This is a genomic window from Sphingomonadaceae bacterium OTU29LAMAA1 (assembly GCA_024072375.1).
In the GTDB taxonomy this organism is placed as follows: Bacteria; Pseudomonadota; Alphaproteobacteria; order Sphingomonadales; family Sphingomonadaceae; genus Sphingomonas.
This window is the reverse complement of record CP099617.1, coordinates 1,850,266-1,868,417: the sequence shown is the minus strand read 5'-3', so window position 1 is coordinate 1,868,417 and position 18,152 is coordinate 1,850,266. Positions and strand designations below refer to the sequence as shown.

Annotated in this window: 14 protein-coding genes; 12 read left to right on the top strand and 2 right to left on the bottom strand. The window is 67.7% G+C overall.

Annotated features, from left to right (window positions below):
- Window positions 1-4: 4 nt before the first annotated feature.
- Window positions 5-511, top strand: a complete 507-nt coding sequence (locus NF699_09065) for an EF-hand domain-containing protein (protein ID USU06788.1) — start codon at window positions 5-7, stop codon at window positions 509-511.
- Between the two features lie 59 nt (window positions 512-570).
- On the opposite strand, the gene NF699_09060 is transcribed toward NF699_09065, so the two are convergent.
- Window positions 571-1,644, bottom strand: coding sequence for a glycosyltransferase (locus tag NF699_09060; protein ID USU06787.1), 1,074 nt, complete (start codon window positions 1,642-1,644; stop codon window positions 571-573).
- A complete protein-coding gene (locus tag NF699_09055) occupies window positions 1,641-4,151 on the bottom strand; it encodes a DegT/DnrJ/EryC1/StrS family aminotransferase (GenBank protein USU06786.1) in 2,511 nt (836 codons plus the stop codon). Before NF699_09055 ends, NF699_09060 begins: the two co-directional genes overlap by 4 nt.
- A gap of 261 nt (window positions 4,152-4,412) precedes the next feature.
- Between NF699_09055 and NF699_09050 the strand changes: the two genes are divergently transcribed.
- The 11 genes from NF699_09050 (at window position 4,413) to NF699_09000 (ending at window position 18,127) form a co-directional block, all read left to right on the top strand.
- Window positions 4,413-4,883 (top strand): MarR family transcriptional regulator, encoded by a 471-nt coding sequence (locus tag NF699_09050; GenBank protein ID USU06785.1) that lies wholly within the window; start codon window positions 4,413-4,415, stop codon window positions 4,881-4,883.
- Window positions 4,880-6,283 (top strand): efflux transporter outer membrane subunit, encoded by a 1,404-nt coding sequence (locus NF699_09045; protein USU06784.1) that lies wholly within the window; start codon window positions 4,880-4,882, stop codon window positions 6,281-6,283. The genes NF699_09050 and NF699_09045 overlap by 4 nt, the downstream gene beginning before the upstream one ends.
- A complete protein-coding gene (locus NF699_09040) occupies window positions 6,280-7,443 on the top strand; it encodes an efflux RND transporter periplasmic adaptor subunit (protein ID USU06783.1) in 1,164 nt (387 codons plus the stop codon). Before NF699_09045 ends, NF699_09040 begins: the two co-directional genes overlap by 4 nt.
- 124 nt (window positions 7,444-7,567) lie before the next feature.
- Entirely contained in the window at window positions 7,568-9,100 is a 1,533-nt protein-coding gene (locus NF699_09035; GenBank protein ID USU06782.1) for a DHA2 family efflux MFS transporter permease subunit, read from the top strand.
- A gap of 152 nt (window positions 9,101-9,252) precedes the next feature.
- Window positions 9,253-9,963 carry a response regulator transcription factor gene (locus NF699_09030; protein ID USU06781.1) on the top strand — a complete coding sequence of 237 codons (711 nt, stop codon included), beginning with the start codon at window positions 9,253-9,255 and terminating at the stop codon, window positions 9,961-9,963.
- Between the two features lie 28 nt (window positions 9,964-9,991).
- Window positions 9,992-11,302 (top strand): ATP-binding protein, encoded by a 1,311-nt coding sequence (locus tag NF699_09025; protein USU06780.1) that lies wholly within the window; start codon window positions 9,992-9,994, stop codon window positions 11,300-11,302.
- Between the two features lie 246 nt (window positions 11,303-11,548).
- On the top strand, window positions 11,549-13,063 hold the full coding sequence (locus tag NF699_09020) for a SulP family inorganic anion transporter (GenBank protein ID USU06779.1): 1,515 nt from the start codon (window positions 11,549-11,551) through the stop codon (window positions 13,061-13,063).
- A gap of 159 nt (window positions 13,064-13,222) precedes the next feature.
- Window positions 13,223-14,071: a TorF family putative porin gene (locus NF699_09015; protein USU06778.1), complete on the top strand. Its 849-nt coding sequence runs from the start codon at window positions 13,223-13,225 to the stop codon at window positions 14,069-14,071.
- Between the two features lie 366 nt (window positions 14,072-14,437).
- Window positions 14,438-15,550 carry a glycosidase gene (locus tag NF699_09010; protein USU06777.1) on the top strand — a complete coding sequence of 371 codons (1,113 nt, stop codon included), beginning with the start codon at window positions 14,438-14,440 and terminating at the stop codon, window positions 15,548-15,550.
- Complete coding sequence (locus tag NF699_09005) at window positions 15,547-17,109, top strand: alpha-amylase family glycosyl hydrolase (GenBank protein USU06776.1); 1,563 nt, start codon at window positions 15,547-15,549, stop codon at window positions 17,107-17,109. Before NF699_09010 ends, NF699_09005 begins: the two co-directional genes overlap by 4 nt.
- A 10-nt stretch (window positions 17,110-17,119) precedes the next feature.
- On the top strand, window positions 17,120-18,127 hold the full coding sequence (locus NF699_09000) for a glycosyltransferase family 4 protein (GenBank protein USU06775.1): 1,008 nt from the start codon (window positions 17,120-17,122) through the stop codon (window positions 18,125-18,127).
- Window positions 18,128-18,152 lie beyond the last annotated feature (25 nt).

Below are 18,152 nucleotides of genomic sequence, written 5' to 3'. Positions count from 1 at the left end.
AGCAATGCTGAAATATGCTCTTCTCGCCGGCGTGATGACGATTGCTGCGCCAGCTATCGCGCAGACGCAGGCCAATACTGCCCCGACCTCGACGCAGTCGGCACCGCAGGCCGCATCCGGTCAGGTGGACCCGGCGACGACGCCGCAAGCTGCTCCGGCCGCAGACCCGCAGGCGCAGCCTTCCGCGCCGATGGACTCGACCGCGGCCGCTCCTGCAGCGGATGCGGCGCAGAGTGCGGCGGCCGAGCCGGCAGCGGGTGCCGATCAGGTCGCGACTGTCGTCCAGACCGAGTTCCCGGCCTATGACGCGAACAAGGACGGCAAGCTCGAAAAGACCGAATTTGCCAGCTGGATGGTCAAGCTGAAGCAGGCAACCGATCCGAAGGCGTCTGCGACGAGCGCCGAAACGAAATCCTGGGTCAATGCCGCGTTCGCACAGGCAGACAAGGACAAGAACCAGTCGCTCACCCAGCCCGAGCTGATCGGATTCCTGAGCCAGGGTCAGTCCTGATCCATCAGGCATGACCAGCGCGAGGCCGCCGGAGCTATCCGGCGGCCTTTCACATCCGGTCAGCCAGTGACGCTGGCAGACGGGTCACGGGCCTGCCACCGCCGCACGGCGCCGATCGCGCCGCACCACAGCAATGTTTCGATCCCGGCATAGCCGAGGCCCAGATGTGGTGGGCGGGCGGCTATCACATCGCCCAGCGAAACCGCGCCGGATCGCAGCCCCGCCCGTCCGATCCGCGCCCAGCGGCGTGCGGTTTCCCAGCGGATCAGCTTGCTGCTCTCCGCATCCGGGCTCGCCTGCGCGATGAATGCGGCCTGCAACGTCGCGATACCGTTTCCGAGCCGCATCAGTGTCGCCCGATCCGGCACCGGTTCGCCCCCCATGTTATGCCGTACGAGCAACGTGGCCAGTGCCGCTGCCTCGTCTTCGCCGAGCAGCGCGGCATGGGCCTGCGCCAGCACCTGCGTCGCGCTCGCCTGCATCGTCGAGATGAAGCGTTTCGACACGCCGCCGGCATGCTGACGGTACAGGACCAGGGGCTCGTCCAGCCGCGCGACCCTGCCGAAGCGGGCGATGCGATGGTACAGGTCGAAATCCTCGGCATAGACCAGCGCGGGACGGCTGAACGGATCGAGCGCCCGTGCCGCGCCGGTTCGCATCATCACGGTCGACCAGACGATCGGGTTCTCGATCCAGGTCAGCCAGGCGATCAGGTCCGGCGTGGAATGCGGCGCATATTGCATCGCGGACACCTTGCCCTCGCGCAACTGCTCGGCCTGGGCGCCGACCAGCACCACGTCGGCATGCGCCTCCAGATACGCGACCTGCCGCGCCAGCCGGTCGGGCAGGCACAGGTCGTCCTGATCCAGCCCCGCGATGTAGCGGCCCCGCACCGCCGCGATTCCCGAATTGCGGGCGAGGACCGGTCCGCCGTTCTCGCTACGCTCGATCAGCCGGACACGGGAATCCGGCCAGGCCTTGACCAGCGCACGGGTGTCGTCTGTCGAACAATCGTCGATCACGATCGCTTCCCAATCGCGCAAGGTCTGTCGCGCGAGCGATTCCAGCGTCTCGCCGATAAAGGCCACGCCATTGTAGCTCGGCATGACGACCGAGACGACCGGATCCGTCACGCCGCCGCCCGCGCGTCCGCCAGTACCGCGCCGGGCTGCTCCAGTCCCAGCAACTGGTCGACGATCATCTGGCCGACGTCGTTCTGCCACAACCACAGGCCGTTCGCCTGGCCGCGGAAGCTCGCCTCGCCACCCAGTTTACCCCACGGCACGAAGCCTGCCGACAAGCCGATGCCATAGGCGCCCGGCACCGGCAGGTCCTGCGCATCGAGGATACGGCAGTGCCGGTCGACCATCGGGCGACCGTCGTGATGCGCGAGCGCCAGTGGTTGCCCGTCCATTCCCAGCAGCGGCACCGCGCGCGGGCGATAGCCGAGCGCGCCCACCACCAGATCGGCGTCGGCGATGATCCTTCGCGCCTCGGCATCCTCGTCGCCACCGATCCGGTGCGACGCGACGCGGGGATCGGGCGTGCGACCGCCCAGTGCGAGCATCCGCAGCACCAATTCGCGTGATTCGAGGCGCAGGCCGGCCAGCCGCAACACGAAGCCGCTTACCGGGCAGATATCGTTCTCGTCGAAATCGCGGAAGCCCTCGGCATGTGCCGCCGCAATGGTCGGATAGAAGGGTTTGAGCGGCTGGCGATGCAGGATCGTCACCGCGCCGGCACCGAATGCGAAGCCCGGCTGGTTCTTCAGCAGCAGCACGGCCGCGGCGATCGCGCTGGTCGACGCGCCGATGATCGCGACCCGTGGCGACGCTCGCCCGCGCAGCCGCTCATGCACCTGTTCGACCCCGCCGAGCCGCAGCAGCGTGTCGGATCGCATCAGCCGCTTGCCGGCGAGCTTCCCCAGCGCCACGCCAGCGACGCGCTTTGCGGCGACCTGTTCGTCGGTCTGGTAGCCCCCGGTCGCCACCACGACGTTGCGCGACACCAGCGTGCGCGTTGCCCCGCATGCGTCCTTTACCGACGTGCGCCAGCGGCCATCGCCGGTGCGCTGCACGCTGGTCGCGTCATGGCCGGTCAGCACCTCGCCGCCGTGCGCGGCGACGATGCCCTTCAGCCGGTCCGCGGTCACCGACAGCAACGGCGCGGTATCGGTCAGCGGCGCGCCCAGTTCGGCGACGTAGCGCTGCATCAGCTGCCCGGCGGGATGGTGCTCCAGCGACGCGAGTTCGGGATGCGGGTTGTTCTTCACCGCCGACAGGAACGTTTCCGCCGTGGTGTCCGACCGGATCGCGTAATTGCCCAGCTCGCCCGATCCCATCCGCGTCCGCCGTTCGACGATGGCAAAGCCCGCCTCGACGAGCGGCACCAGCTTGTTCTGCTTGCTCGCCGACGTCAGCATAGCAGTTCCGGCAGGGCCGCCGCCGATCACCACCGTCGCCAGATCCGTAGCGTCCATCATCTCTCCCACCCGCGCGACCGCGGTATCCGCGATCCGTTCGATCGCCATCATCAGCCGCCCGGCGATCACCGGCGCATCCGCCGGAGTCATCGCATCGGTGATCGGCAGGCTCAGCATCCGCGCGCCGATATCGTCGGCGACCGGCGTCGGCTCGACCAGCGCGATGTCGCGGAACAGCGGCTGTTCGCCGATATGCGGGCTGAAATACTGGCCGACGCCCACACCGTCTTGCGCCAGCGCGGCAACGATCGCGGCCCGGTGCGGTGCCAGCGCTTCGGGCAGCAGCACCGGCATGAATTGCGTCGCCTGTCGCCGGCCCTGCCGCCGCTGCGTCGCAAAGGCGGGCAGGGCGTCGCGATAGGCCGTGTCGATCGCGGCGCGATGATCGCAGATCGCGTCGATGTCGGTCAGCTTGGCACGGGCCATCAGTCCGATCACCTCGGGCAATTTGGCGTTGATGCCGGGCAGGGTGGCACTGCGCCCGCCCTCGAACCCGAAGTTGATCATGCTCCGCAACTGGTCGATCAGGGCACGGTCGCCGCTATGGATCAGCCCGCCCTCCGCGACCGAAAAGGTCTTGGTCGCGTGCATCGAATAGACGATGGTGAACGGCGCGCCGGTGCCGAACCCGCGGCCTTCGCCATCCAGCGTGCCGAGCGACGCGGCGGCGTCGATCACCACACCCACCTGATAATGTTTCGCCAGCCATGCATAGCGATCGAGGTCGATCGCCGTGCCGAACGTCGCATAGGGCACGATCAAGCCGATCCGCTCGCCGTATCGCGCCAGCAACGCCTCTTCCTGCGTCGGATCGGCCGCCCATGTCGCAGCTTCGATATCGCAGATCAGCGGCGTCAGCCCCGACCAGACCGCCGCCTGCGCCGTGGCAGCGAAGGTCAGCGCCGGCATCAGCGCCAGCGTGCCCGGCCGCGGATGCATCCCCGCCGCCTGCCGCATCGCGACCATCAGCCCCAGCGTCGCATTGCCGACCGCGAGGCTCGCTCCGGTACCGCCGAACATCCGGTCGGTGATCTCCGCCTCGAACGCCCTCACTTCGGGACCATTGTTACTGAATACGCCCGACGCCTCGATCCGGCGCAAGCCGTCGGTCAGCTCACTCAGTCGCGGCGGATTGGGCGCGATCAGCGGAAATTCCATGGGTCGGTGGTCCTGCGAAGTCCAAGGCGATGGCCTAGCGCCCCGGCCCTAAGAAGCGGTTAGCGATGGAGAGGTGCTCGATTCCTCTCTCGCTCCGACGGTCAATGGGGCGTCGCTGCGAACCCATGGTTTCATGGCCCACCTCCCGCTCCGTCACCGCTAACGCGGCGCCACTTCCCCCGCGCGGGGGACAAGTGGGAGGCGATAGCAACATTATGCAACACTATTGACTGCCTCGGCAACCATTGCCATGGCAACCGCATGGCGTTCTACAGCGACTCGAATTTCCATCCCGAAAACTCGATCGGCTACCTGATCCGTCGGTCGGAACAGCTCGGCACGTCCGCGCTAGAACCGGTGTTCGCCGCGCATGACATCACCAAGACGCAGTGGAGTGCGCTGGTGGCGCTGCATTTCGATCGCGCCTCCACCTGCGCCGAAATCGCCCGCGACCTCGGTCACGACAAGGGCGCGACGACGCGGCTGGTGGATACGCTGGAAGAGCGTGGCTGGGTGACGCGCGCGCGCGGGGAAGAGGATCGCCGGCTGGTCCGCGTCGCGCTGACGCCGGCGGGCGAGGCAATCGCCGCGACGGTCCGCGACGTGGTGATCGCGCTGTGGAACGACTGGCTGAAAGACTGGAATGAAAAGGATGTCTCAGAGTTGACCCGTCTCCTTTGCCAACTCCGCAACACCCTGCAACAGGCCTCGGACGACGGCGTCTCGGCATGAAGATCGCCAACCTGTCCCCGATCGCGGCGCTGCTGCTCGGTGCCTGCGCCGTCCCGCACAGCCCACCCGCAGTCGCTCCCGTTGCGCCTGCATCGCTCGGCCTGACCGGTCCCGTCGCACCCGCGATCGCCGATCGCTGGTGGACCGGCTTCGGTGACGCGCAACTCGATCGCCTCGTCACCGATGCGACCGCCGGCAATCCCACGCTCGACGCCGCAGTTGCCCGCGTGGCGCAGGCGCAGGCGGTGCTCGCCGGCCGCGATGCGGCCAATGGCCCCGACGTGACGCTCGACGGATCGGCGCAGGTCGCGCGCCTTTCGGGCCGCTACACCATTCCGCCGCCCTTCGCCGGATCGGTGCGCTTCGTCGGGCAGGCGCAGGCGAACCTCAACTGGAACCTCGACCTGTTCGGCCGGCAAAAGGCGGCGATCGAAAGCGCCCGCGCCTCGACGCAGGCCGCCGCGCTCGACCTCGCCGCCGCACGCCTCGCGATCGCCGGATCGGTGGTGCAGACCTATATCGATCTCGCCCGTGCCGAAGCCGAAGCCGGCATCGCCCGCCGGACCATCGCGACGCGGCAGGAATCGCTGCGGCTGGTCAACATCCGCATCCGCAACCGCCTCGCGAGCAATCTTCAGGCGGTCGCGGCCCAAACCCTGCTGGCGCAGGCGCGAGGCGCGCTGGTCCGCGCCGAGGGTAGCCGCGCGCTGGCGACCAACGCGCTTGCCGCACTCGCCGGGCGCGGTCCGGACTATGCCACGACCATCCGTCCCGCGATGTTGAACTTCGATGCCGCGCTGCCGCTGCCGGCGCAGGTGCCAGCCGACCTGCTCGCCCGGCGGCCCGATATCGCCGCCGGTCTCGCCCGGATCGATGCCGCCGCTGCCGGGCGTCAGGTCGCCCGCCGTGCCTTCTACCCCAACGTCAATCTCGCCGCGCTGGCGGGGTTTCAGGCGGTCGGCCTCGGCAACCTGTTCAGCCTCGATGCCGGTACGGCGGGGGCAGGCCCGGCGATCCACCTGCCACTGTTCGACAACGGCAGGCTGAAGGCGGACCTCGCCGGCGCCACCGCTGCGCTCGATCTCGCCACCGCCGATTACAACGATCGCGTCGTCGGCGCAGTGAAGGAGGCGGCGGACGCGATCGCTCTGGTCGCCAATTTGACGCAGCAACGCGCGCGCACCGCAGAGGTCGTCCGCGGCTTCGGCGACACCAACCGCCTCAATGCGATCCGCGTCTCGAGCGGCCTCGATAGCAAGCTCGACCTCGTCGACAACGACGTCCGGCTGCTCGATGCGCAGCTCGCCCAAGCAAACCTCGCTGCCGAAGCAGCCCGTCAGCGCGTCGCGCTGGTGCTGGCGCTCGGCGGCGGCTTCTCCGCCCAGGAATCCAGCCGATGACCGATACGCAAGCGCCTGCTCCCGAACCCGTCGAAAACGGCAAGCCCCGCGCGCGGCGCCGTGGCTTCCTGATCCTCGGCGCGATCGTCTTGATTGCGGCCATCGTCTGGGCGGTGTTCCACTTCCTGCTCGCCAAGCCGGAACAGGAAACCGACGACGCCTATGTCGCCGGCGATGTCGTCGCGATCACTGCGCGCGATCCGGGCCAGATCACCGCGATCCACGCCGACAATACCCAGACGGTGAAGGCCGGCGCGCCGCTGCTCGACCTCGACCCCGCCACCGCCGACGTCGCGCTGGCCTCGGCGGAGGCGGAACTCGCCCGCGCCGTCCGCGCGACCCGCGCCGACATCTCGAAGGTGTCGGAAAGCGGCGCTTCGGTCGTGCAGGCCCGCGCGCAATTGAGTGCGGCGACTGCCGATTATGCTCGCCGACAGGGTGCGGCAGCGCAGGGTGCGATTTCGGGCGAGGAACTCGCACACGCCGCCGATGCGGTGAAGGTCGCGCGTGCCAACCTCAACCTCGCGCTGAGCCAGCAGATGCAGTCGCGCTCGGCGGTGCAGGGGACCGACACCAGCACCAATCCCGCCGTGCTCGCTGCCGCCGCAGCCTATCGCCGCGCCGCGATCACCCGCAGCCACATGCACATCGTCGCGCCGATCGACGGCGTCGTCGCGCAGCGCACGGTGCAGCTCGGCCAGCAGGTCGCGCCCGGCACGCCGTTGATGGCGGTGGTGCCGCTCGACAAGGTATGGGTGGACGCCAATTTCCGCGAAACCCAGTTGAAGGACCTGCGCATCGGCCAGCCGGCGACGATCACCGCCGACATGTACGGCGACGACGTGGTCTTCCACGGCCATGTCATCGGCGTCGGTGCCGGTTCGGGCAACGCCTTCGCGCTGCTGCCGCCGCAGAACGCATCGGGCAACTGGATCAAGATCGTCCAGCGCGTGCCGGTACGCATCGGCCTCGACCCGCGCGAACTGAACCGCAATCCGCTGCGCGTCGGGCTGTCGGTCAATGCGACGGTGGATACCGCGAACCTCGGCGGCCAACGCCTCGGCCGCGCCGCGACGCAGGCGTATGGACGCAAGCCCACCGACGGCAGCGACCCCGCCGTCGAGGCGCGCATCCGCCAGATCATCGCCGCCAATCGCTGATGACTCCGCGCCTGTCCTCACCCTTCGCCGGCTACGCCGTCTTTTCCCTCTCCCGTCGGGAGAGGGAGGGAGGCGCGCAGCGCCGGAGGGGCGAGGGCAGCCAGCACCGTTGGGATAAACGCTGATGCCCGCCCAACCCGCCCCGCTCACCGGCGGCAAGCTCGCGCTGATCGCCTTCGCGCTCGCGCTCGGCACGTTCATGATGGTGCTGGACACCACGATTGCCAACGTGTCGCTGACGACGATCGCCGGCAACCTCGGCGTATCGAGCGACAATTCGACGTGGATCATCACCGCCTTCGCCGTCGCCAACGGCGTCGCGGTGCCGCTGACCGGCTGGCTGATGGGCCGGTTCGGCGTCGTCCGCACCTTCTGCACCGCGGTCGCGCTGTTCACGCTGGCCTCGTTCCTGTGCGGCATCGCGTGGAGCCTGCAATCGCTGATCGTGTTCCGCATCATCCAGGGCGCGGTGTCCGGCCCGATGATGCCCGGTAGTCAGGCGCTGCTGATCTCCGTCTTCCCCGCCAACAAGCGCAGCACCGCGCTCGGCGTCTGGTCGATGACGACCTTGGTCGGCCCAGTGATGGGACCGATCCTCGGTGGCTATATCAGTGACAATTATCACTGGAGCTGGATTTTTCTCATCAACGTCCCCTTCGGCATCTTCACCGCCTTGGTCTGCTGGCGCGGGCTGAAGACGCGCGAGACGCCGACGCGCAAGCTGCCGATCGACACCGTCGGGCTCGGGCTGCTCGTCGTCTGGGTCGGTGCGCTCCAGATCATGCTCGATCTCGGCAAGAACGCCGACTGGTTCGCCGATACGACGATCTGCGTGATGGCGGTGGTCGCCGCGATCGGCTTCGTCGCCTGGGTGATCTGGGAACTGACGGACGCCAATCCGGCGGTCGACCTGACCCTGTTCAAGAGCCGCAACTTCGCGATCGGCAATATCGCCTTCTGCCTCGGCTATGCGGTATTTTTCGCCAACATTCTGATCCTGCCGCTGTGGCTCCAGACGCAGGTCGGCTATACCGCGACCTGGGCGGGCTTGATCGCAGCACCCAGCGGCATCGTCGCGGTCGTCCTGTCGCCGTTCGCCGCTCGCATGTCGGGCAAGATCGACGCGCGCATCCTCGCGACGATCGCCTTCATGGCCTTCGCGCTGTCTTATTACATGCGCTCGGGCTACACGACGACGGCGAGTTCGTGGGATTTCATGCTGCCGTTGCTGGTGCAGGGTGTCGCGATGAGCGTGTTCTTCCTGTCAATGCTCACCATCTCGCTCGACGGCATCCCGCCGCAGCGGCTGCCCTCGGCGACCGGCATCTCGAACTTCGCGCGCATCGTCGCCGGATCGTTCGCCGCATCGATCATCACCACCGCGTGGGACCGGCGCGAGGCGCTGCATCAGAGCCGTCTGTCGGAAGCGGTGGGGCAGGGCATGCCGCTCCAGATGGCGAGCGAAGCCCTCCAGAGGATGGGCGCGACCTCGACGCAGGCGGCGGCCGCGATCACCCGGCAGATGGTCGGGCAGGCCTATCTGCTCGCCTCGACCGATCTGTTCCGCGTCTCGGCCTGGCTGTGCGCCGCGCTGATCGTCATCGTCTGGTTTACCCGCCGGCCCAAGGGTGGTCACGGACCCGTAGCCGCCGACTGAGTCAGCGGGAGCCCCCTTTTCCGGTCAAAGGAGCAAAGGGGCTCCCGCCTTGGCGGAAGGGACGCGCGGAGGGTTGCGGATGTTCCCGAAGCGGACCGGTGCGCAATGCGGGTCGGTTGACCCCGGCACCGTCCTTGCCTACCTCTCGGCCCATGACCGCCCCCACGATCCTCCTGGTAGAGGACGATCCCGCCCTTCGTACCCTGACCACCCGCGCGTTGCAGGAAAACGGCTATCTCGTCCGCCCCGCCTCCGCCGCGCCTGAAATGTGGCTGGCGCTGGAAGCCGGCCCGGTCGACCTCATCCTGCTCGACATCATGCTCCCCGGCACCAGCGGCATCGACCTGTGCCGCGCGCTGCGCCAGAAGAGCGAAGTCCCGATCATCTTCATCAGCGCCAAGGGCAGCGAGACCGATCGGGTCGTCGGCCTCGAACTCGGCGCCGACGATTATATCGCCAAGCCGTTCGGCACGCGCGAGCTGATCGCCCGCATCCGCGCGGTGCTGCGCCGCGGTTCGCTGGAGCGCAATCCCGGCGAGCGCGAAGAGGGCGTGCTGACCTTCGACGGATGGCAGGTGACCTTGCCGCGCCGCGAGCTGACCTCCCCCACCGGCGCGATCGTCGACCTGACCGGAGCGGAGTTCGACCTGCTCGTCAGCCTCGCCGAACATGCCGGCCGCGTCATCGCGCGCGAACGGCTGATCGAACTGTCGCGCACGCGGCTGGGCGACAGCTCGGACCGCAGCATCGACGTGCTGATCAGCCGCCTGCGCCGCAAATTGTCGAGCGCGGGCAAGGATGCGCCGATCATCACCGTCCGCGGCGTCGGCTACATGCTGAATACCGAGGTGACGCGCCGTTGATCGGCGATCGCAACCCCGCATATTCGGCATGAAACGCTTCCTGCGCCCCTCGATCGGCATCATCGGCCAGATCGTCGCCATCCTCCTCCTGACGATGGTCATCGAATTCGGCGTCAGCACGTTGCTTTACGAACGTGCGAGCCAGTTCGCGGTGCGCGACGACGAGGCCCGACGCCTTGCCGAACATCTCGTCATCGCCCGCCGCCTGATCGCCGAACAACCGGTGTCGCGCCGCGACGACATGGCCGAGGACCTGACCACCGAACGCTATGCGCTGCACTGGCAGCAGAACCTGCCCGCGCCGCCGCCGATCGCGCCCGCGCTCGACAGCATGCGGCATCAGGTGGTGGAATGGGAACCGACGCTGGCCACCACCGACCTGCGCCTGAAGCTGACGTCGCCGGGGCGCAGTTCGGTCGTCACCGGCGGGCTGCAACTGCCCGACGGCAGCTGGCTGTATTTCCGCACGCTCGAACCGCTGCACAATCTGAACCTCGCGGCGGAGCGTATCCTGCTCGCGCTGATCCCCGCGCTGGGATTGATGATCCTCGGTGGCCTGCTGATCCGCCGCTCCCTGCGTCCGATGCGCCAGCTCGCCGCCGCCGCCGACAGTTTCGGCGATACCGAGCATGATCCCATCTCGGAAACCGGCCCGCGCGAGGTGCGGCACGTCGTCGTCGCCTTCAACCGCATGGCCGCGCGCATCCAGCGCCTGATCGCCGACCGGACTCAGGCGCTCGCGGCGGTCGGCCATGATCTGCGCACGCCGCTCGCCCGCCTGCGCCTCCGCGCGGATGGCGTCGACGACATTGCCACGCGCGATGCGATCCAGCGCGACATCGGCGAGATGGAGGCGATGGTCACCTCGCTGCTTGCGTTCCTCGGCGGTGACAGCGATCCCGAAACGCCGGTGCTGACCGATATCGCCGTGCTCTGCGCGACGCTGATCGACGATGTCGAGGACCGAGACCTGCCGGGCGTCTACGACGGCCCGGCGCATTGCGAGGTTACCGTCCGCCCCGTCGCACTCAAGCGCGCGCTCGCCAACCTCGTGGAGAATGCGCTGCATTATGCCGGCAACGTCGTGCTGCGCCTCGACAGCGCGCCCGACGGTGTGACGCTGACCGTCGAGGACGATGGCTCCGGTATTCCGGAGGATCAGCTCCGCCGTGTCCTCGAACCCTTCGTCCGGCTCGACAATGCGCGGCCCCGCGACACCGTCGGCTTCGGTCTTGGTCTGCCGATCGTCGCGCGAATCGTCGAGACGGAGGGTGGCACGTTGACCCTCGCCAACCGGGCAGAGGGCGGATTGCGCGCGACGATCGTCCTGCCGCGCTGATTTCGGACTCGCGCCCGGACGCCGGAAACAAATTAAAACGTTCGCGCGCCGACTCAGCAAGGTGGGCGGCATAGACGGCATATCCAATGCGGCTCTTGCCGTCCGGGAGTATCGCGCCGTGAACCCATCGTCCGAACCTGTCATCCGCCCCGGCACATTGCCGGACAACGATCGGTTCACGCACGCCCCGACGTCGCAAGCGCCCGTCCTGATCCGCGCCATCGCGCGCGGGGTGGAGTAACCATCATGCTCGGCGCTCTCAAACTGCCATCGATGCCGGTCATTACGCGTGATCTCACCGCGTCGATCGTCGTGTTCCTCGTCGCCATGCCGTTGTGCATGGGCATCGCCGTCGCCTCCGGAGTCCCGGCCGAAAAGGGCCTGATCACCGGTATCATCGGCGGTATCGTCGTCGGCAGCCTCGCCGGTTCGCCGTTGCAGGTCAGCGGCCCGGCCGCCGGCCTCGCCGTGGTCGTGTTCGAACTCGTCCGCGACCAGGGGCTCTCGGCCCTTGGTCCGATCCTGATCCTCGCGGGCCTGATCCAGGTCGTCGCCGGCATCGCCCGCCTCGGCGGCTGGTTCCGTGCGATCAGCCCGGCGGTCGTCCACGGCATGCTTGCCGGCATCGGCGTGCTGATCGTCGTCGGCCAGTTCCACGTCCTGTTCGACGCCAAGCCGTTGCCCAGCGGCCTCCAGAATCTGGCGGCGGCACCCGGCCGCATCCTCGGCCTGTCGGTCGACACGATCGAAGCGGCGGAACTGGCCTTCGGTATCGGTATGCTGACGATCATCGCGATGCTCGGCTGGGAAAAGCTGCGGCCCGCGTCGCTGAAGCTGGTCCCCGGTGCGCTTGTCGGCGTGCTCGCCGGCACGTTCGCGGCGATGGCGTTCGGTCTCGACGTGTCGCGCGTCAACGTGCCGCAGTCGATCGCGTCGGCGATCACGCTGCCCGGTACCGAATTGTTCGCCAAGTGGATGAACCCGTCGATCATCACCGCCGCGCTCGCCATCGCCTTCATCGCGAGTGCCGAGACATTGCTGTCCGCCGCCGCGGTCGATCGCATGCACGACGGCGTTCGCACCAACTACAACAAGGAATTGCGGGCCCAGGGGATCGGCAATTTCCTTTGCGGCCTCGCCGGCGCGCTGCCGATGACGGGCGTGATCGTCCGTTCGTCCGCCAACGTGCAGGCTGGTGCCACCACGCGCCTGTCGACCATCTTCCACGGTATCTGGATCCTTGGCTTCGTCGCCTTGCTGCCGTGGGTGCTGCGTGAAATCCCGATGGCGGCACTGGGTGCGATCCTGGTCGTCACCGGCTGGCGCCTCGTCAGCCTCAGCCATGCACGTCACCTGCTGTCGCACTACGGTCCGCTGCCCGCGTTCATCTGGCTCGCGACGCTCGTCACCGTCGTCGCCGAGGATCTGTTGACCGGCGTGCTCGTCGGCATCGGCCTGTCGATGCTGGAACTGGTGCCGCACCTCAAGCGCCTCGGCCTCAACGTTTCCGAAGGGCAGGAGGGCGGCGCGCATGCCATCAACCTGTCCGGCTCTGCAACGTTCGTGTCGCTGCCCAAGCTGTCGGACACGCTGGAGCGCGCGCCCGCCGGCCAGCCGGTCCGCCTCGACGTCACCAACCTGTCCACCGTCGATCACACCTGTGCGGAACTGATCAAGGACTGGTTCCAGCGTCGTCGGGCCGCCGGCGATTCGGTCGAGCTGTTCGGCGCCCGTGGCAAGACTGCCGCACTTGCGCACTGATCGTGCGCGCGGCGCGCATTCGGACAAAAAGGCATTGAACCGACGATTATGCTGCGATAGCGAATAGGCGTTCGGGAATGATCGGTGCCCCTCCTTCGGGAGTGAGCGCGCCGGCGGCCCGGACGCAGGAGGGACCCTCCACCGTTTGAAAGGGGTCCCATGAAGTATCTCAGCCTGGCCGCGGCATCGCTCGCAGCCTTCGTCGCCCTCCCTGCCGCCGCGCAGGAGACCGCACCGCCCAAGCCGGTCACCGTCACCGGCAGTGTCGGCCTGGTTTCCGACTATCGCTTTCGCGGCGTATCGCAGAGCGACGAGCAACTTGCCGTGCAGGGCGGCTTCACCATCGCGCACGAAAGCGGTTTCTACGTCGGCACCTGGGGTTCCAACCTCGCCGGCTGGGGTACCTTCGGCGGCGCGAATATGGAACTCGACCTGATCGCCGGCTACAAACTGCCGGTCGGCGGCGGTACGCTGGATGTCGGCGCGACCTGGTATATGTATCCGGGCGGCTTCGATAACACCGATTTCATCGAACCCTATGCCAAGCTGTCGGGCACGCTCGGCCCGGCCAGCCTGACCGCGGGCGTCGCCTATGCTCCCAAGCAGGAAGCACTCGGCGCATGGTACCGCAACGGCACGGCCGCCGCGAACGGCGTCTACACCGATCCGGGCGACAAGAACGACAACCTTTACGTCTGGGGCGACATCAGCACCGCCGTGCCGAACACCGGGCTGACCGTGAAGGGGCACCTCGGCTATTCGAAGGGCAACGACGGCCTGGGCCCGTTCGCGACCAGCGTCGCACCGACCGGCGAATATGCCGACTGGCTGATCGGCGCCGATTATACGATCGCCGGGACGCCGCTGACGGTCGGCGTCGCGTATGTCGACACCGACATCAGCAAGCGCGAAGCCGCCTATCTCCAGCCAAGCTTCAGCAAGGGCCAGGACGGCGTCGGATCGATTGCGGATGCCACCGTGCTGGCGACCCTGACCGCCGCATTCTGATCGCCAGTGCCGCCGCGTAGCGGTGACAGTGGGGAACGTTGGCGGCGAACGGCCTGACGCCGGTCGCCGCTTCCTCCCCCGTCACCATTTGAGAGGAATGGTCTTATCTCCCCTCGCGGGTGAGGATCGGAAAGACGGCGCACAGCGTCGATCGGCGCTGGAATTTCACCGAACCACATCAAGCGCCAACATTCCTCCCCCGCCAGGGGGGAGGTGGCGCCGCGCAGCGGTGACGGAGGGGGAGGTAAGCATTAAACTGCATAATGACGAAGGTCGCTCACCTCCCCTCCGTCGTCGGCAGCACAGACGCCCTCTCACCAAACGAAAAGTCGGGAACCACCACCGCCCCGCAGCGCTAGGCCCCTCATGCAAGACGCGCTGATCTTCACCCCCGACCACGTCGACCTGACCCGCTCGCCGCTCCGCCGCGGCATATCCGAGCCAACCTACGTCCTTGGCGCTTTCAATCCCGGCTTCACCCGCCTGCCGAACGGCAACCTCCTGCTGATGGTTCGCATCGCGGAGGCGCTGTCCGAGCCGGTCCGCGACGGCCACGTCCACGCGATCCGCTGGACCCCCGCGGGCTACGTCCTCGACGCATGGCCGCTGGCCAGCGTCGACATGACCGACCCCCGCCAGTTCGAGCTGAAGGGCAGCCGCCACCGCATCCTCGCGCTGACCTCGCTGTCCTGGCTGCTCCCGGTCGAACTCGACCCCGCCGGCGAGACGATCGTCGCGGTCCACTATGACGCCGCGATCGAACCCGCCGCCGCCTATCAGGATTACGGCGTCGAGGATGCCCGCATCACCCGCATCGGCGACACCTGGTACATGACGACCTGCTCGGTCGGCGCCGAACGCCATTGCACCACGCTCCACACCTCGCGCGACGGCCTGCACTACCGGCTGGAGGGGATTATCCTCGATCATCAGAACAAGGACATGATCCTGTTCGAAGGCATGGTGGCCGACAAATTCATGGCGCTCACCCGCCCGCTCGGCGAAGTGTATTTCGCCTATCCCCCCGACAGCCCCTATGTCGGCGGACCCTCGATCAACTTCGCGCAAAGCCCCGACGCGCTCCACTGGAAGCCGCTCGACACCCCCGGCCTGCGCGCGCGGAAGGCGTCGCGATCGGCGATGAAGATCGGCGGCGGCACCCAGCCGATTCTGACCCGCGACGGCTGGCTGATGATCTATCACGGGGTAGAGGCGCGCGAGAGCGTCGGCATCTACCGCAGCTTCTGGGCGCTGCTCGACCGCGACGATCCGTCGCACATCCTGCGCATCGAGGACGACGTGCCGCTGATGGAGGCGAACCCCGCGCTCACCGCCCCGATCGCGCATCAGATGTACCTGCCGACGCCGGTGGTCTTCTCGACCGGGCTGGTCGACACCGGCGACGATTACCTGGTCGCCAGCGGCGAAGCCGATCTCGCCTGCCGCATGACCCGCCTGTCCAAGGGCCTGTTCGCATGACCGAATGGTGGAAGCCGGGCACGATCTACCAGATCTATCCCCGCTCGTTTCAGGACAGCGACGGCGATGGTGTCGGCGATCTCAAGGGGATCGAGGCACGGCTCGACCATCTGGTGGCATTGGGCGTCGACGCGGTCTGGATATCGCCGATCTTCCCCTCTCCGATGCGCGACTTCGGCTATGACGTCGCCGATTATTGCGGCATCGATCCGCGCTTCGGCACGCTCGCGGACTTCGACGACCTGCTCGCCGCCGCCCACGCCCGCGGCCTCAAGCTGCTGCTCGATTTCGTCCCCAACCACAGCTCCACCGACCACCGGTGGTTTCAGGAAAGCCGCTCATCGCGCGACAACCCGAAACGCGACTGGTACATCTGGCGCGATCCCTCACCCGCAGGCAGCCCGCCCAACAACTGGATCAGCGACTTCGGCGGCTCGGCCTGGGAATACGACGCCACCACCGACCAATATTACTACCACGCCTTCCTGAAGGAACAGGCCGACCTCAACTGGCGCAACCCGGACCTGCGGCACGCGATGATGGACGCGCTCCGCTTCTGGTTCGACCGCGGCGTCGACGGCTTCCGCATCGACGTGCTCTGGCACATGGTCAAGCACGCCGACTTCCCCGACAATCCGGCCAACCCGGCCTATCTGCCGGACATGGGCGCAATGCACAGCGTCCTCCAGCTCCACTCGACCGACCAGCCCGAAGTCCACGCCATCGCCGCCGAGATGCGTGCCATCGCCGATGGTTACGACGGCGACCGCGTCCTAATCGGCGAAATCTACCTGCCCGTCGAACGCCTGATGCAGTATTACGGCCTCGACGCCCCCGAAGTGCATCTGCCCTTCAATTTCCAGCTGATCGACGCGCCGTGGCACGCCCGCCAACTCGCGCAACTGATCGCCGATTACGAAGCCGCACTGCCCCCCGGCGGCTGGCCCAACTGGGTCCTCGGCAATCACGACCGCCCCCGCATCGCCACCCGCGTCGGCGAAGCGCAGGCGCGCGTCGCCGCCGTCCTGCTGCTCACCCTCCGCGGCACGCCGACGATCTACTACGGCGACGAACTCGCCCTGACCGACGTAGCGATCCCGCCGGACAAGGTGCAGGACCCCCGCGAACTGCGCGAACCCGGCCTCGGCCTTGGTCGAGACCCGGTCCGCACGCCGATGCCCTGGAACGCCAGCGACAACGCCGGCTTCTCCACCGCCGAACCGTGGCTGCCGCTCAACCCCGACTGGCCGACCCGCAACGTCGCCGCGCAGGCGGCCGACCCCGGATCGATGCTCGCGCTCCACCGCGACCTGCTCGCCCTCCGCCGCAAGCACGCCGCGCTCGCGGTCGGCGACTTCCGGCTGATCGAGGCGGAGGGCGATGTCCTCGCCTACGAACGCCGGCACGACGACGAACGTATCGTGATCGCGCTCAACCTCGGCGATACGCCGCAGCGCTTCGCCCTGCCGCCCGGCGCCATCCTCCTCACCGCCGCCCCGGCGGCCGATCCCAACACGCTCGCGCCGAACGCGGCTGTCATCCTGCTCGCAACCCGCTAAGCCCACGCCCATGAAGATCGCGATGCTCGCCCCCATTTCGTGGCGCACCCCGCCGCGCCACTACGGCCCGTGGGAACTCGTCACCAGCCTGCTGACCGAGGCGCTGGTGCGGCGCGGCGTCGACGTCACCCTGTTCGCCACACAGGACAGCCAGACCGCCGGCACGCTCGCCGGCGTCGTCCCCGCGCCGTATTCGGAAGACCCCAGCATCGACGCCAAGGTCTGGGAATTCCGCCACCTCGCCCATGTCTTCGAACGCGCCGGAGAATTCGATCTGATCCACAACCAGGCCGATTTCCCCGCCCACGCCTTTTCACACCTCGTCGATACGCCGATGGTCACCACCATCCACGGCTTCTCGTCCGACCGCATCCTGCCGATGTACCAGCCCTATCAGGACCGCGTGCATTACGTCGCGATCAGCGATGCCGACCGCTCGCCGAAGCTGAACTACGCCGCGACCATCCACCACGGCATCGTCCTCGACGATTTCCCCTTCGACGCCACCGGCAGCGAAAACCTCCTCTTCTTCGGCCGCATGCACCCCGACAAGGGTGCCGCGGAAGCCATAACCGTCGCCAACGCCACCGGCCGTAGCCTCGCCATGTACGGCATCGTGCAGGATCAGGGCTATTACGAGCGCAGCGTCGTTCCGGCGCTGAACGACCGCATCACCCATCCCGGCGCGGTCGGCGGCGAGGACCGCACCCGCGCCCTCGGCAGCGCCGCGGCGCTCCTCCACCTCATCAACTTCGACGAACCTTTCGGCCTGTCCGTCATCGAGGCGATGGCCTGCGGCACGCCGGTGATCGCGATCGACCGCGGCTCGATGCCCGAATTGATCGAGCACAGCGTCACCGGCTTCCTGGTGAACAGCGTCGACGAAGCCATTGCCGCCGTCGCCCGCCTGCCGGAGATCGACCGCGCCGCCTGTCGCGCCGCCGTCGCCGAACGCTTCAGCGTCGAACGCATGGCCGATCGCTACATCGCGCTCTACGAAACCATCATAGGCGGCTGACCGGCCGCGATATTTGGGCTTATAG